Genomic DNA, 14,177 nt, shown 5'->3' with positions numbered 1-14,177 from the left:
GGCGAGCTGTCAGCGGGTCCGGCCACCAGCGGTGGCAGCTGCCGGTGGTCTCGGCGGCGTGACGGTGGCGATTGCCGGGAAGGAGGGCCGCTCGGCCGGGCCGACGGTGCGCTGGTGCGGGGAGCGTGTGGCCGCTGCCTGGGCGACGCGGTTGCGGCGCTCCATCAACCCGTTACGCGCCACTGGCTGCGGCGGACCGGCACTGCGGCCGGGGGCGAGGGCGTAGTCGGCCTGGACTTCATAGCCGTGGCGGCGAAGGTCGTGAACGGCCTGTCGGGTACGACGGATGCCGTCCTGCTCGGGGCGGGTGAGCCGGTACAAGCCCGGGGTGCCGGGGACGGGCTCGAACTGTTCGCGGACCAGAAACCAGTCGGCCAGGTGCGCGGGGATGTTCGCGGTGGCGGCGGCCACGAAGCCATGGGCAGGATGGGCGCCGAAGCGGAAGTGGTCAGACAGAGGCAAGTCCCTTCTGTGAACGGTCAGCGGTGCGCTGCCGCCGGGCGGGGAGACGGCGGCAGCGCGGGGCGGGCGGCGAGCATCCGCGGGCTGGGCGCGGACAGTGCCGCCGCCCCGCCCGGCACGGCGGCTCGGGCCTGGCGCTCGAACACGTCGGTATGGGCGAGCCATGCTTCGATGGCCGGCAGGACGGCGAGGCCGAGCTGCCCGCGGACCTGGCTCCACTCGTGGTGTGACAGCGCCCGGGGGATCCCCCACGGGTCGTGGCGCAGGTCGTTCCACTGGTTCCAGGCATCCTGGCTGTTGGCGACGGCCTCGCGCAGGCGGATGAGGGCCGCGGCATCTTCGGGCCAGGGAGTGGCAGCGGGACGGCAGCGGGTGAGCAGTCCCGGCGCGTGTTCGAGAACGTCGTGGAAGGAGAGCCAGGCTTGGTTGGCGAAGTCCCGTTCGAAACCGGCGAGCAGGCGCGGGTTCTTGAGCGGCACCCCGTCGCTGTAGCGGCCGGAGTCCTTGATCGCCTGGAGTGTCTGGTGCTCTTCCCGGATGCGTTCCAGCGCCGACAGGACGCTGTTCACGTCCCGGTTGTGCAGGGCGCGACGGTAGGCGGGCAGGAAGGTGTGCGAGATGGCGGACGCGGCAAGGCCGGGGTCGGCAGGCAGCACGAAGCTGCGCGGCGTGGCGGGATCATTGCGGACGTCCTCCTTCTCGTGGTCGGTGAGCGCGCCGAGGAGGTAGCCGCTGGGGTGGCCGGGCCGCTCGGTCAGCAGCAGCTCCGTGCCGGTGCCGTTCTTCAGCACGGACGCGAACGGGATGCGGTGATCTTCGATGGCGCGGTGGATCTCGTCGGCTTCCCACAGCGCAGGCCAGAGGTCTTCCTGCCACAGCGGGTGGCTGTAGATCTCCAGCTCGGCGCTCCACGTGCCAGGCAGCTGGGCGGCGATCTCGGTGCCGAAGTCGCCGAGGTAGGGCCGGGTGCTGGCGATGACGGTGGCGCCGTGTTCATGAGCGCGGTGCAGCAGGGCGCTGGCGGTGTGCCGGGCGGACTGGGCGTCGGACAGCGAGGCGGTGTACGCACCGTTGAGCTGGCGGCTGAATCCGGCTTCGGCCAGTGCGTGGTTGGCCTGCTGGTACCGGTCGCCCGAGGCGATGGCGACCAGGCCCAGAGTGCGGCTGGTGGAGAGAGTGATCTCGGCGGAAAGGTTGGGCATCAAGGTCCTGGTGGGTCGAGCCGCGGGAGGGTGCGTTCAGGCGGACGGGCTCAGCGGGTCTTCGGGGTGCGCTTGGGCTCAGGGCTTTGCGGCGGTCCGGCGTGGGGCGGCTGCGCCGACAGGCCGAGCGACGGCGATGCGACGCGCTCTATGGTCACCAGGGGTGCGAGGGCGGCGGGGAACGCGAAGGCCGTGGAGCGCAAGGTGGGTTGAGCGTCGAGAGTTTCGGCTGCGACCGCGTGCGTGAGGAACGGCGGTGTCTTCTGCGTGAACGAGATGTCCCAGAGGGGACCGAGGGCGTCCGGGGAAGCGGCCATGTGCCAGGTGATGGATGCGTCTCCGTGGATGGGTGGCGCCGTCGAGTCCGGGCGACGGCGGACCACGGCGGCGTGTCCGTCACGCGAGATGAATCCGGAGAGCCCGAAGTCGTCGAAGTAGTCCCAGGTGTCTGCGTCGACGTAGAGCTCCAGCAGGCCGGGCTCGGCGCCGATGCCGTAGATGACGTGGTCAGGGTCGGCGGTCAGTTCGGCTGCGAGGGTGCCGATCAACACCACGACGGACTCGATCGGCACGTTGCCGTTGATGTCCGTCCGCCACCGCTCGGGCGCTTCCTCTTCGGCGCGAGCCGAGATCACCAGGTGGGGGCCTTGGCCCACGGCTGCTTGGTCGTGGCGGATGGTGATGCGCCGGCAAGGGCTGATGACGGTCAGCGACGAATCATCGGTGTGTGCGCTCCACTCGAAGTCCTCGGCGAAGATCTCCAGCAGCTGCTTGTGGTCGGTGGGGTGGCTGGCGGCGAGATAGCGCGGAGAGATGAGGACCTTCTCCCGGGGCCGCTCCTGGGCGGAATCATTGGACATAGGTGCTTTCGATGGGCGGGCAGTAGGGCGCAGGGAGCGGAGCGCCGCAACTACGTGACGGAAGGATCGGGGTCAAGCACGGAGCGCGACGCGGCGCGCAGGCTGCTGCCGAACCGGTGGGCGAAGACCCTTGCCTTCGTCTCCAACTGGTCGTAGGAGTCCTGCGCGGTCATCTGCCCGGCGTGCTTGCGGTATTGGTAGACCGGGACGGGCAGCACGATTCCCGGAGCGAGGCTGGTGACCGCGAGGGAGCAGTAGTCCTCGCCCTGGATGAGACCGCCCATGGGGGCCGCCCGCACCAGGTCGGTACGGGCGAGGAGGGTGGTTGGGCCGAGCGGGATGGTGTCGGCCGGGGTCTTCCAGTACCGCCACACGTCCCCGGCCTCGTGCCGGCCCGGTGGTGTCGGGGGCACCCACAGGGTCGTGGTCCCGTCGGCGTGGAGGTCCTGGCTGTATCCGGCGCACCAGCCCACGCCGGTCTCCTCCAGGGTCCGCAGCCGCAGCGCCATGGCCTCATCGGTGAACATGTCATCGTCGTCGGCCCAGTTCACGTACGGGGTGCGCACTTCGGTGAGCGCGAAGTTGCGAGCGCAGGCCGCACCGACCGGGCGCGGAAGGGCAAGAACCCGCACGCGCGAATCGGCGGCGAGCGAGGCTGGCAGCCGGGCCGGGTCGACGCCGTCAAGGGCGACGATCGCCTCCCACGGGACGCTCTGGCGGCACAGGCTGGCGTGCATGGCCGCAAGGAACTCCAGTCTCTCAGGGCGGAGTTGTGTGGCGATGACGACGGTGATCTGCGGGTGAGGGTGCGGGGACAGTGCGTACTCCGGGCGGCGTCGGTCGGGAACGTAGGGGTGGCGCGAGGGCTATCGGAGGGCGGTCTTGCTGGGCGCCGGCGCCGATGGTGAGGTGGTGGTGGACAGCCGCGGGGTGCTGCGCGGCGGCACGATGGGGGCGCGGGAGTACGGGATCCAGGCGCCCGGATCGGGGACGATGCGACTGCGCGGGTCGGTGTCCCACCCGACGACGGGGCCGCGGTCGTACTCCTGCAGGCCAATCACTTCGACGCCGTGACTGCGCAGGACATAGGCCCATTCCAAGTCGCCGGTGCCCTCCTGCGTGATCAGTACACGCTCGGCCGGGCTGCCGTCGGCGTTGCAGACGCCGGTGAGCTGCCGGCTGGGGAACTCCGCGCCGCCGGTCAGGGCGCTGCGCACGGCGGTGGGTGCGCCGTCGAGAAGGTCGGTGCCCAGCTCCTCCCAGCCGATGTGGACGTCGTCGATGAGGTGCCGGCTCATCGCCTCCAGGTCCCGGTTGAAGCGGTACTGGTAGGCGCTCAGCAGGAGGGGGAGTTTGTTGCCGGGGGAGCCGTCGAAGTGGACGTACATGCCGGCGAAGCCGGTGGGGGTGGGACGGGCTATGACCACACGGGTGGACAGATGAAGCTCCAGAAGTGGGGACGGGTCAGCGCGAGTGGGAACGCAGCGATGGGGACGAAGCCGGCGTCGGCCGGGCGGCGGTGGGCGGCGCGGTACGCACGGTGGTGCGGGGTGGCGTGGTGGCCGGGGTCGGCTGGTCGGGCCGCCACAGGCTGGCGGTGTCGCGGAACCGCACGCGGGGATCGGTGTCCCAGCCTCTTTGTTGCTACTCCCGCGGGTTCAATCCCCGCAGGCACGTGGTGGTGACCTGCAGGTTCAGCGCAGCGGGGGTTTACGACGGGATGGGGGAATCCATGGTTCTGTCGGGAATCCTGAAGCCTCGGCTGGGCCCCTGACACACGTGCCGGTTCGGTGAACCGAACGGACGACGACTCTGGCCATCGTCCGCCATCTGACCTTGGCGAGGTCCGCACGCGAGGCTCGTCCTCAGGACCGGACGTCACCGGCCGGGGCCTGGGTTGGTGCTGAGCTGTTGCGCGGACCCGCCGGCCGTCGCCGTAGTGCGCGGGCAGCATGAAGCCTTCTCGCCCGGGCTTCAATGCGACCGCCGGCTGGCGCCTCGGCGATCGATCTCGCAGCCTGGGCCTGGGCCTGGGCCTGGAATGGGCTGGCGGGTACCGGATTTAGTAGTGAGTGCTGTGCCGCGGGTGCCGGGGGGTACGAGACGCAGTCCCAGCGCGACGGCTTGGTCAAGGCTGTCGGCAACGGCGGCACCGCCCTGGTGGAGGGACGCGGCATTCTCCATTCCGCCGGAGACCAGGACGACATGGGCTCCGACAGTGCGGGCCGCGAGGGCATCGTCGCGGGTGTCACCGATCAGCAGGACCTCATGCTGACCGTCGAGGGGCCGACCCATCGCTTCCAGGTGGGTGACAAGTGCCTGGGCCTTGGTCGTGCCGGGCGCACGGCGTCCGTCGATGCGGTCGAACAGGTGCGTGACGCCGGACTCGGCGGTCTCCGCCAGCAGCCTGGTGTGAGGCAGGAGGGAGAGGAGCGACTGGCTATAGCCGCTGTCGCGGAGGTGGGCGAGCAGCGCTTTTGCACCGTCGCGGAGCCGAACCGGGCGCTGGCCGAGGAAGCGCATGAACTCCCCTTCGGCCGTTGCCCATTCATCGTCGGTCAGGGGACGGCCGAGGACCCGCGCATAGAAGTCAGGTATCGGCACACAATGCAGGGTCTGGTAGGCGTTGCGGTCGATGGGGTGCTCGCCGAGCAGATCCAGGGTGGAGTTCATGGCGCCGAGCAGGTCGTCGAGATCGTCCTTCAAGGTGCCGTTCCAGTCCCAGACGATGTGGGCACCGGGCGATGGTGTTGAGGGTGTGATGCCGATCAGGGCAGCTCCGTTCAAAGGTCAGAGGGCGTCAGGCGCCGGTATCTGCGAACTTGCGGGAGTTTCAGTGCATTCGGGCGTCGGTGTCGAACAGCTGCGCTTCGCGGGGGTGGAGGTGGTGCTGGACGATGAAAGATCGCCCGGCAACCTTCCACAGCCCACGGCCCCGGTTCAGGTGGGAGAGGGCTTCGGACTCCACTGAGGTCAGGCCCAAGAGGGATGCTGCCGCGTGGAGTTGGTCTGCTTCTTGCCGGTAGATGATGCGGGTGGAGCAGTCGGCGAGCAGACCTTCTGCGAGGGCGCGTCCGCGGGATCCGATGTCACCGGCACTTAGCAGGTCGCTGAGCCTGTGGACCACCATCAAGTTCGCGATGCCCAGGCCGCGGGAGAGCTTCCACTGGGACTGCATCCTTGCCAGCAGGCCAGGGTGGCGCATCAGACGCCAGGCTTCGTCGTAGACGATCCAGCGCCGGCCGCCGTTCGGGTCGGCGAGTGCTGACTCCATCCACGCGGATGCGCAGGTCATCGCCAGCACCAGCGCGGTGTCGTCACCGGCTCCGCCCAGGCGGGACAGATCGATGGTCAGCATTGGCGAGTTGGGGTCGAAGGCCACCGTGCTCGGGGCGTCGAACATGCCGGCGAGGTCACCGGACACGAGGCGACGCATCGCGTGGGCCAGGTCGCGGGAGGCGTCACCGAGACGGCCGGACATCATGCCGCCGACCCGGTCGAGTTCGTCGGGGTTGTTGAGGGTGGTGGCGATGTCACCGATCAGCGGGGTGCAATTGCTCGCGACGGCGCGGGTGACGACAGCGTCCAAAGCGACATCGAGGCCGGTGTGCTCCATCGGCAGCAGGTCCCGCCCGAGCACGGTGCGGGCCAGCGAGCCGAGCAGCAGCAGTCGGCGCTTGCGGATCTCGCCCGCCCAGTCCGCCTCGGAGACACTGTCGGGCCTGGGGGCTGCGTCCAGCGGGTTCAGTCGGCCGGGCAGACCAGGCCCCAGCGCGATGGAGGTGCCGCCCAACGCCTGCGCCACAGGGGTCCATTCGCCCTTGGGATCGCAGGGCACATAGACCCGGTAGCCGAACGCGATCGACCGCAGCGCGAAGCTCTTTGCCAGTGCCGACTTGCCCTGCCCGATCACACCCGCCAGGACCACGTTCGGGTTGGTGAAGCCCTCGACCTTGCCGTATAGCGCCCACGGGTCGAAACAGAAGGATGCTTCGGCGTGGACGTCGCGGCCGATGTAGATGCCCTCGGCGCCCAGCCCGCCCTCGGCGAGGAACGGATATGCGCCCGCGACGGTGGCGGTGGTCATGCGGTGGGCGGGCAGCTTGAGCTTGTTGTTGCGGGAGGAGGCGGGGCCCGGTCGCCCCGCGGGCGGGAAGAGGGGTGCCGGCATCTCCTGCTCCTGCGCGCCGGCGCTGCTGGCGTGGGCGGCTGCTTCGACACGGGCCTTCGCGGTCGCCTCGGCGAGGTGCCGGCGGGCGGTCTTCCGCGAGGCGCGGTCCGTGCCGTGCGGGGTGAACAGGGGGCTGGCGGAGGCGCGGCGGGCGCGGCGCGCGGGGCGGTGGCTTATGGCAGGGCGGCTTTCACGTGATGACGGTCTGGACGCGGTGCGGGGTCACACGCGCGGGGAGGCGCGGAAGATCAGCGGCTTCCGGTAGCCCTTGCCGTCGCCCGCCCAGTCCAGCTCGATGTAGCCGTCGGCGAGGTAACGGCTGGAGCCCGCCCGGTGCTTGAGGGTGCCAGTTTCGTACGAGCCGTTGCCGTTGCTGCTGCTGTGTGCGAGCGCGTGCTTCAGGCCGGTGTAGTTGGCGTACTTCACGACCGGGTCCGTGCCCTTCACGCTTCGCTTGGTCTGCAGGTGGAAGCGTGCCGTGGCGAACCGGTTCTTCGGGGCCGAGTAGGGGCCGTCCCAGTTGACCCTGGCCGTGGTGTAGACGTAGCCGCCGCTCCGCTTGGCGCACAGCTTCACGTCGAAGTCCCAGTTGTCGGAGTCGGGGTTGAACGACGGGTCGTCGACCGTGTAGCTGCTGGTGGTGCAGTGGTAGCTGGCGGCGGAGGCCGGTGTCGCGGTGGCCAGGGCGGCGGTGCCGGCGACCGCGGCGAGGATGGCGGCGGTGGAGGTGGAACGCTTCAGGGCGCGCATGTGATGCCTTTCGGAGGTGGGGTTACTGGCTGCAGGGGGTGGTGTGGCCGTGCAGCGGGGTGTTGAGGTCGCTCGGGGTGGTCTTGCGGCGGATGACGTGACCTGCGGCGAGGTGGCGCTGGCAGATGGTGAGGACCGGCGGTCCCTCGGGCAGCCGCTCGGGATGGCACTCGGTCTCTGCCGAGGTTTCGTCCGCCACGGGCAGGAGGTGGAAGGCGTCGTGCACGGCGGCGGCGGCCTGCCACAGCCGTGTGTGCGCGGTGGCGAGGTGTCGGCCGGCGGCGGGATGCGGCGGTCGGGCGGCCTCGCTGAGCCGGTCGAGGAACTGGTGCAGCGTGGTCAGGTGCGCATGCAGCGCATCGAGATGGACTCGATCGGCTGGCGATGCGGATGCGGCGCGGGTGTGGTGCCGGATCCCGGCGCTGGCGGCACGGAGATAAGGGTGCCCGTCACACGGAAGCAGAGGTTGGGTCAACTGGTGGGTCCTTCTTGACGTGCGTCACGGCAAAGAGCTGGCTGTGACGTGGGTCATGCATGGCAATGCTCAGCGGGAACGGCATGGTGGCTTCGCAGGCTGAGCGGGGATTGCGGCTGCCACGGGTGCAGGGGCTTGTTCAGCGAGGGTCCGGGCCTGCTCGTGACGCAGGTCGAGGTACGTTCCGGGTGCTCCAGTGCCGGGATGGCATTCTGAAGGCACCAGCCCGGCGTCGGCGTGCGAAGTGTCGGTGTCGATCAACCAGTGCTGGAACGACGGGAGCTGAACGAGGGTCTGGTACCCGTCGATGTGGTCAGTGGCATGGACGACGAACAGCCAGGGGCGTTCTCCGTCTGCATGGCCAGGTCCGTTGACGGCGATGGTGAAGGCACGGCGTACAGGGAGGGTCGTCAGCAGCTCCAGTCGCTTGATGACGGTGTCGAGGGTGTCGCTGGCTTCGATGGCCGACTCGTAGCGTGCGTCGTCGTATTCGGCGTATTGCTCCTCGATGACGTCGCCGTCTGCGTTCTTGTATACGGCGAGCCGCTGTTGGTGGCGCTGCTGCATTTCTTGCAGGGGCGCGAGCAGCGCGTGGATTTCGTCGGACACATGCGATTCCGGCGCGATCACAGGACACTCCGGGCGAGGGGTAGGGCGCCGAGCGTGAAGGCGTCGGGCTGCTGGTAGTTCAGGCGTCGCAAATCGACCTGGGCGGTGACGGCGGCGGTTTCGATCTGTGCGCACGCGGCGTCGAGCAGGGCGTCGGTGGTGGCGGACACGGTGAGTAGGCCGGTGAGTGCGACGTCGGCGTGCCCGGCGATCAGCTGGCGCTCACGGGTTTTGACGTCCGCGTACTCGACGGAGTCGGCTTCGGAGTCGACCTGCCCGCGACGCGACCTCTCATTGGCGTCGGCGATGATCGCCGCCTTCTTCCGCTGGACGTCGCGCATCGCGGACTCGATCCCCTGGGGCACGTAGATAAGGGACAGGGTGCGGCGGACCCCGGCGGTGAACATCAACCCGTGCAGGAAGCCCGCGCTCGTTTCGGTGCGCGGCCAGTCCTCGACCCAGTAGGTGGCGTGCCGCGCGGAGTCGGTGGCGAGCCGGTCGTACTCCTCGACCTGGACCACCGGCCCGGCGGCGGCCGGGTCGGCCTCGGCCCGCCCGGACTCCGACCACTGCTGCAGCGCGGACAGCGCCTTGGGGTCGTAAGCGGTGCGGATCACGGCCGCGATCTCGCGCGCCGAGAGCCAGCCGGTGACCATCAGTCCGGCGCTGCGCGCGGCCTGCGCGATCGAGCTGGTGGTCTGCTGCATCACGGTGAAGGCACCCGGGAGGCCGCCGCCGGCCTGGCTGATGAGGCGCTTGGCCGCCTTGAGATCAAGGGAGATCGCCAGGTACGCCTCGTGCGGAGCGGCGGCAGGCCCCGCGGAGGCGACCAGGTCGCTGTAGACCTGACCGGCCACCGGGGTCTCGGGGTGACCCTGCTGGCTCCAGTGTCGGGCCAGGGTGTCGCCGCTGTCGGGGACGGTGCGCTCCAGGACCTGCACGGTGGCGACGTGCCCGGTGCGGGCGATGCCCGCCAGAGCCCGGCCCCAACCGGCTACGTGGTGGTTCTGGCTCGCCGGGTCGAGGAGCGCGAAGGCGCGGCTGGAGACGCGGGCGATGGCGGTCAGCGTCTGGCCGTGCGGGTCGTGGACGGCGGCGGCACCGTTGGCGGAGTCTCCGGGGGTGACGACGCGCAGTGAGGCGGCGGTGCCGGGCAGGTGCAGGATGCCGTCCTGGCGGGGGCGGGTGACGGGCCGGGCGAGCCACAGGGTCTGGCCGGTGCGTCGCCGCTGGGCGAAGCGAAGGACGATCGGCGCCCAGTCGATCAGCGAGCGGCCGTGCCGACGGATGGCGACCGAGGCGGCGACCGCGGCCCACAGCGGACTCATGACGATGACGCCGAGCAGCCCGGTCGAGACCACCGTGACCAGCAGAAGCGCCAGTGCGCAGGAGACCAGGATGAGTTGGGGAAGGGTGAGGCCGAGCAGGATGCCGCGTCTCGACCTGTGCGGGAATTTGACGGTGAGGGGTGTGACGGTGAGGTCAGACAAGAGCCGTTCCGAGGGTGCGCGGGCGGTGGCCGGGGCGGCACGCAGCGAGGGTGCGCAGCGCGTGCCGCCCCGGAGTCGGGCAGGGGCTACAGGCCGGTGGGCGGTGGCGGCGGCGCGCCGGTCCCGGGGGAGGTGCCGGCCGAGGTCGGTGCTGGTGGGGCGCCCTGCGGCGGGGGCGCGGAGGCGCCGCTGCCGGGCTGTGACATGAAGTCGCTGCCGCTGGACGGTGATCCTGAGCTGTCGCCCTGTCCGGGTGCGCCGCCTGCCTGACCGCTGGTGTCATCACGCGGGCTGGTGGGCGGAGGCTGGACGGCCTTCTCCAGGCCGTTCTTGAGCCCGTCGCTCCCGGAGGAACCCTGCGGTCCTTGGCTGTCCTTGCCGCTGCTGCCCCCGGTGGGATTGGCGGCAATGTCGCCGGGGAAGCCGCCGCCTCCGGCGGCGTCGGGGCCTTGTGGGGCTGCGCCCGCTCCGGCTGCCGCGCCGCCGGTCGCGGCGGCGGCAGCCTTGCGGGTGGCCTTCTCGGCGTGCTGCTTGGCGAGCTGGGCGCCGGCGCCTCCGGCGCGGTGGATCGATTCTCCGTCCGTGCCCTCGGCCGCCCAGTGCGCAAACTTGAACGTCGCGTACGGGCAGAGCAGAACCAGCACCATGATCACGATGCCCGCCATCACGTCGGCGAGCGCCCCGAGGCCGTCCTTGGCCTCGGTCCTGCCCATGGCGGCGACGCCGAGCACGAAGACGATGGTCATCAACAACTTCGAGACGACCAAAGTCGCGGTGGCCTCGATCCAGCCGCGCCGCCAGCGCCGGGCGACCTCCCAGCCACCGCCCGCCCCCGCGAAAACAGCGAGGGCGACCATGACCAGAATGCCCACCTTTCTGACCATCATGACGCACCAGTAGAGGAAGGCTCCGACGGCGGCGCCGAGCCCGGCGACCACCGCGACCAGCCAGCCCAGCCCGGACAACGCACCGATCTCGGAGACCTTCACGATGCGGCGCACGGCTGCTTCGACGGACAGGTGCGAGGCGGCGAACAGACCGTTGGACAACGCGTCGACGACCTCGATCGCGACCGTCGTCATGGCGATGGCGCAGAACGCGAACAAGACGCCCGACATGGTGCCGGTGAACGCCTGGGACAACGCCTGGCCGTCTCGTTTGACGGCGGCCCGGACGAGCTGCGCGCAGAACGTCCCGACCAGGATGATCAGGCCGATCGGCAGCAGTACCTCGTATTGGTCGCGGAACCAGCCCGCGTTGAGATCGACCTTGGTGGTGGTGTTAACGGCCTTAGAGGCCAGGTCGGCTGCCGTGGCGGCGAGTTCGCCGGCGCTCTTGGCCAGCCATTCGCCGATGGCTTTGCCGGGATCGGTGGCGAAGTCGACGGCTTTGTCGACTGTGCAGAGTTTGTCAGCGAGGGGGAAGTCGCAGAAACCCACGGGGCGTTGGCCTCCTATCTTTCGGCGGGGCGGGTCACTGCGTGACGCTGGGGGCGATGGCTGCCAGGCGACAGTCGTGGTGGGGACGGCACTGGACGGCGAGGGTCACGGCGCGCTCCTCGGCTCCGCCGCCGCCCTTCTTCCAGGCGACGTTCTGCTTGCCGTTGACGGTGACGGCGTAGATGTACGCCTCGGTGATCGCGGACGGGTCCTCAGCCAGGGCCTGCTTGAACGCGCCCGGGTAGTGGCCTTCGGCGGCCCTGCCGGTGGCGTGCTGGTCCTGGTCGGCCATGCGGGACCACAGCAGCGGGTCGGGCACCTGGCCGGAGACGGACGCCCAGTCGGCGTACTTGGTCTCCTTGGTCATCCACGCGCGCATGCCGGAGAGTTGCTGTTCGCGGCTGGTGTCGCGGGTGTCGTACGACCAGAGCATCCGGGCCGCCGCCTTGGCGAAGGCCACCGGCTCCACGAGCTGCGGCGGCCGGGGGACCGATCCCGGTCCGGCCGCGGGCTCGGGCACGGCCTCGGAGGGCGAGGAACTGCCGGCCGGGGCCGAGGTGTGGCGGCTCGGGCTGTCCTCGCCGCGGCCGGTGATCCAGGCGGCGGCCGCGGCGGCGGCGAGCAGCGCGGTAATGACCAGCGCGACGGTCGCGATGCGCTTGTTGGCCGACCAGGTCACGCCGTACCCGGACAGCTGGGGAAGTCGCTTCTGCATCAACGGACCTGCGACCCCAGGGCCGAGAAGAACGCGACGACGCCGTTCGCGGCGCCGAGGCCGAGCGCGGCACCGGCCGCGACGACCGCGCCCTTCTTGCCGTTCGCCTCTGCCTGGTGACCACCGGTGTGGTGGCCCCAGGCCCACACACCGAGGGAAACGGCCAGGGCACCGACAACGGCGATGATCCCGAACAAGTTGATCGAGCCGACGACGTTCTTCAGCACGCTCAGTCCGGGCAGGCCACCGCCCTTGGGGGAGATGCCTGGGTTGTAGGCGAGGAAGACGGCAGCGCGATCTGCGAGAGGTATGGGCATAGGTGTGGCGGGGCTCCTTGCGTGCGCAGGCCGTGCAGGGGCCGGCGGAAGGGAAGAAAGGGGGAGGAGAGGGGGCGCTCGCGGCGCGAGAAGAGGGCCCGGCGGCGCGGCCCGGGAGGTGTCCGGACGGCGCGCGGCGTCAGAGGACGCGGCGGACGGCGAGGACGTCCCAGTCCTTGATCGGGGTGATCCGGACCGGTTTCGATGTGCGCGGCGCCTCGATCACGAGGCCCTCGCCCAGCGCCATGCCGACGTGCTCGGGCCGGGCGGCGCTGCCGCGGCTAAAGATCAGGTCACCGGGCTTCAGGTGCTTCGCCGAGACGGCCTTGCCCTCGCCCACCTGCGTGTAGGTGGTGCGGGTGAGCTTGACGCCCGCGTGGGCGTACGCCTGCTCCATCAGCGAGCTGCAGTCGCAGCGACCCATCGGGTCGGGGCCGTGGGCGTCGGTGCAGGACCCGCCCCACTGGTAGGGCGTGCCGAGCTGGCGCATCGCCCACTCGATGGCCTTGCGGGCCTTGGGGTCCGTGCCCTTGGGGATCTTGTAGCCCTTCGGGACCTTGCCCTCGGGGATCCGCCCGAAGGAGGTGCCGTCCTTGTCCGGCACACACCCTGTGCCGCTGGCTACGGACTTCTTGCCGTGGTCCTTGGCGGACGCGTTCTTGCCGGCGTTCGGGAACGTCTTGGCGATGGCCTTCTGCAACGCGGTGGAGAGGTCCTCCCATTGCGCGTATGCGTCGGGCTTGCCCGACTTCTGGACGGCCTGGGCGGCTTGGGTGACCTTCATCTGCTGCCAGCCGTCGATCTTGAGCAGGGCCTTGTAGAAGCGCTCGCTCGCGTGGACCGGGTCACGGATCTGCTGCGCGGTACCCCAGCCCTGGGACGGGCGCTGTTGGAAGAGGCCGAGGCTGTCGCGGTCGCCGTAATTGAGGTTGCGCAGCCGTGACTCCTGCATCGCGGTGGCCAGCGCGATGATCTGCCCCTTGGCGGGCACGTCGAGGCTGAGGCCGGTGGCCACGATGGTCTGAGCGTTGGGGACTTGCTCGGCCGGCAGGACGAGGCCCTGGATGCGGACGTGCTTGCCGTCAGCGCCGTCAAGGATCTTGGCGACGTTGCTGGTCACCTCGTCGGTGTTGCCGGTCAGGCATCCGCTGAGGGACGTGGCGGCGGCTTCGCTGGAGGACGCCATCATCAGGGAGGTGCCGGCGAGCAGGAACGGAGAGAGGACGACGACGCCGATGCAGGCGGCTATGCCCTTCAATCCGGTCCGCCTCCCGGCAGGCGGTCACGGTCCGGCGGACGGGTTGCGGGCAGGGGTGAGTAGAGCGGTGTCACAACGAGGTCCTTGGTGAAGTCCCGGCAGCGCGTGCGTCGTTGAGGAAAGGGCGCAACAGCCGGGTGGTGGGTGAATCGGGGCCCTGATGCACGTGTGCGAGTTGCCGCTCGCACCTGTACGGGCGTCGGGTCAGGTGTGCCAGGACATGGGGATGCCTCCACGAGAGCAGGAGCGGGGATGCGCCATCGGCGGTGTTCGCCGGGCAGTTCCAAAACAGTAAGGGCGGATCCCCGGTTGCCGAAATCGTTCGTGATCAAGGCTCAATTCCGGGGCTTTCGGCGGCGATAGCGCTCAACCGGGGATCGTGCCCTACAGTTTTGGCTCCTCCCCTCGCCCTTCCCGCTGCGCGGACCG

15 protein-coding genes are annotated in these 14,177 nt (G+C 70.1%); all 15 read right to left on the bottom strand.

Going from position 1 to position 14,177, the window contains the following annotated elements:
- Nucleotides 1–9 precede the first annotated feature (9 nt).
- The 15 genes from D9V36_RS10930 to D9V36_RS10860 all read right to left on the bottom strand — a co-directional run bounded on the left by D9V36_RS10930 (nt 10) and on the right by D9V36_RS10860 (nt 13,748).
- Complete coding sequence (locus tag D9V36_RS10930) at nt 10–462, bottom strand: hypothetical protein (RefSeq protein ID WP_241720810.1); 453 nt, start codon at nt 460–462, stop codon at nt 10–12.
- 17 nt (nt 463–479) lie between these two features.
- Nucleotides 480–1,664 carry a hypothetical protein gene (locus tag D9V36_RS10925; RefSeq protein WP_129293602.1) on the bottom strand — a complete coding sequence of 395 codons (1,185 nt, stop codon included), beginning with the start codon at nt 1,662–1,664 and terminating at the stop codon, nt 480–482.
- A 50-nt stretch (nt 1,665–1,714) separates the two neighbouring features.
- Nucleotides 1,715–2,524: a DUF317 domain-containing protein gene (locus tag D9V36_RS10920; RefSeq protein WP_129293601.1), complete on the bottom strand. Its 810-nt coding sequence runs from the start codon at nt 2,522–2,524 to the stop codon at nt 1,715–1,717.
- A gap of 50 nt (nt 2,525–2,574) precedes the next feature.
- Nucleotides 2,575–3,318, bottom strand: coding sequence for a glycosyltransferase family 2 protein (locus D9V36_RS10915; RefSeq protein WP_129293600.1), 744 nt, complete (start codon nt 3,316–3,318; stop codon nt 2,575–2,577).
- A 72-nt stretch (nt 3,319–3,390) separates the two neighbouring features.
- Nucleotides 3,391–3,951: a hypothetical protein gene (locus tag D9V36_RS10910; RefSeq protein ID WP_241720808.1), complete on the bottom strand. Its 561-nt coding sequence runs from the start codon at nt 3,949–3,951 to the stop codon at nt 3,391–3,393.
- 547 nt (nt 3,952–4,498) lie between these two features.
- Nucleotides 4,499–5,311, bottom strand: coding sequence for an HAD family hydrolase (locus D9V36_RS10905; protein WP_129293599.1), 813 nt, complete (start codon nt 5,309–5,311; stop codon nt 4,499–4,501).
- Between the two features lie 46 nt (nt 5,312–5,357).
- Entirely contained in the window at nt 5,358–6,872 is a 1,515-nt protein-coding gene (locus tag D9V36_RS10900) for a VirB4 family type IV secretion system protein (RefSeq protein WP_129293598.1), read from the bottom strand.
- Nucleotides 6,873–6,917: 45 nt separating this feature from the next.
- Nucleotides 6,918–7,445: a hypothetical protein gene (locus D9V36_RS10895; protein WP_129293597.1), complete on the bottom strand. Its 528-nt coding sequence runs from the start codon at nt 7,443–7,445 to the stop codon at nt 6,918–6,920.
- Nucleotides 7,446–7,467: 22 nt separating this feature from the next.
- The gene (locus tag D9V36_RS10890; protein ID WP_129293596.1) at nt 7,468–7,920 is read right to left on the bottom strand and encodes a DUF6238 family protein; all 453 of its coding nucleotides are present in this window, start codon (nt 7,918–7,920) and stop codon (nt 7,468–7,470) included.
- Nucleotides 7,921–7,989: 69 nt separating this feature from the next.
- Nucleotides 7,990–8,550, bottom strand: coding sequence for a hypothetical protein (locus D9V36_RS10885; protein ID WP_129293595.1), 561 nt, complete (start codon nt 8,548–8,550; stop codon nt 7,990–7,992).
- Nucleotides 8,547–10,019, bottom strand: coding sequence for an SCO6880 family protein (locus D9V36_RS10880; protein ID WP_129293594.1), 1,473 nt, complete (start codon nt 10,017–10,019; stop codon nt 8,547–8,549). The genes D9V36_RS10885 and D9V36_RS10880 overlap by 4 nt, the downstream gene beginning before the upstream one ends.
- Nucleotides 10,020–10,105: 86 nt before the next feature.
- Entirely contained in the window at nt 10,106–11,458 is a 1,353-nt protein-coding gene (locus D9V36_RS10875) for an SCO6881 family protein (RefSeq protein WP_129293593.1), read from the bottom strand.
- A 34-nt stretch (nt 11,459–11,492) separates the two neighbouring features.
- On the bottom strand, nt 11,493–12,173 hold the full coding sequence (locus D9V36_RS10870; RefSeq protein WP_129293592.1) for a hypothetical protein: 681 nt from the start codon (nt 12,171–12,173) through the stop codon (nt 11,493–11,495).
- Nucleotides 12,173–12,490 (bottom strand): DUF6112 family protein, encoded by a 318-nt coding sequence (locus D9V36_RS10865; RefSeq protein WP_129293591.1) that lies wholly within the window; start codon nt 12,488–12,490, stop codon nt 12,173–12,175. Before D9V36_RS10865 ends, D9V36_RS10870 begins: the two co-directional genes overlap by 1 nt.
- Nucleotides 12,491–12,629: 139 nt before the next feature.
- The gene (locus D9V36_RS10860; RefSeq protein WP_129293590.1) at nt 12,630–13,748 is read right to left on the bottom strand and encodes a C40 family peptidase; all 1,119 of its coding nucleotides are present in this window, start codon (nt 13,746–13,748) and stop codon (nt 12,630–12,632) included.
- Nucleotides 13,749–14,177 lie beyond the last annotated feature (429 nt).

It is taken from the genome of Streptomyces lydicus (assembly GCF_004125265.1).
In the GTDB taxonomy this organism is placed as follows: Bacteria; Actinomycetota; Actinomycetes; order Streptomycetales; family Streptomycetaceae; genus Streptomyces; species Streptomyces lydicus_C.
The sequence above is the reverse complement of the archived record's forward strand: the minus strand, read 5'-3'. Positions and strand labels throughout refer to the sequence as shown.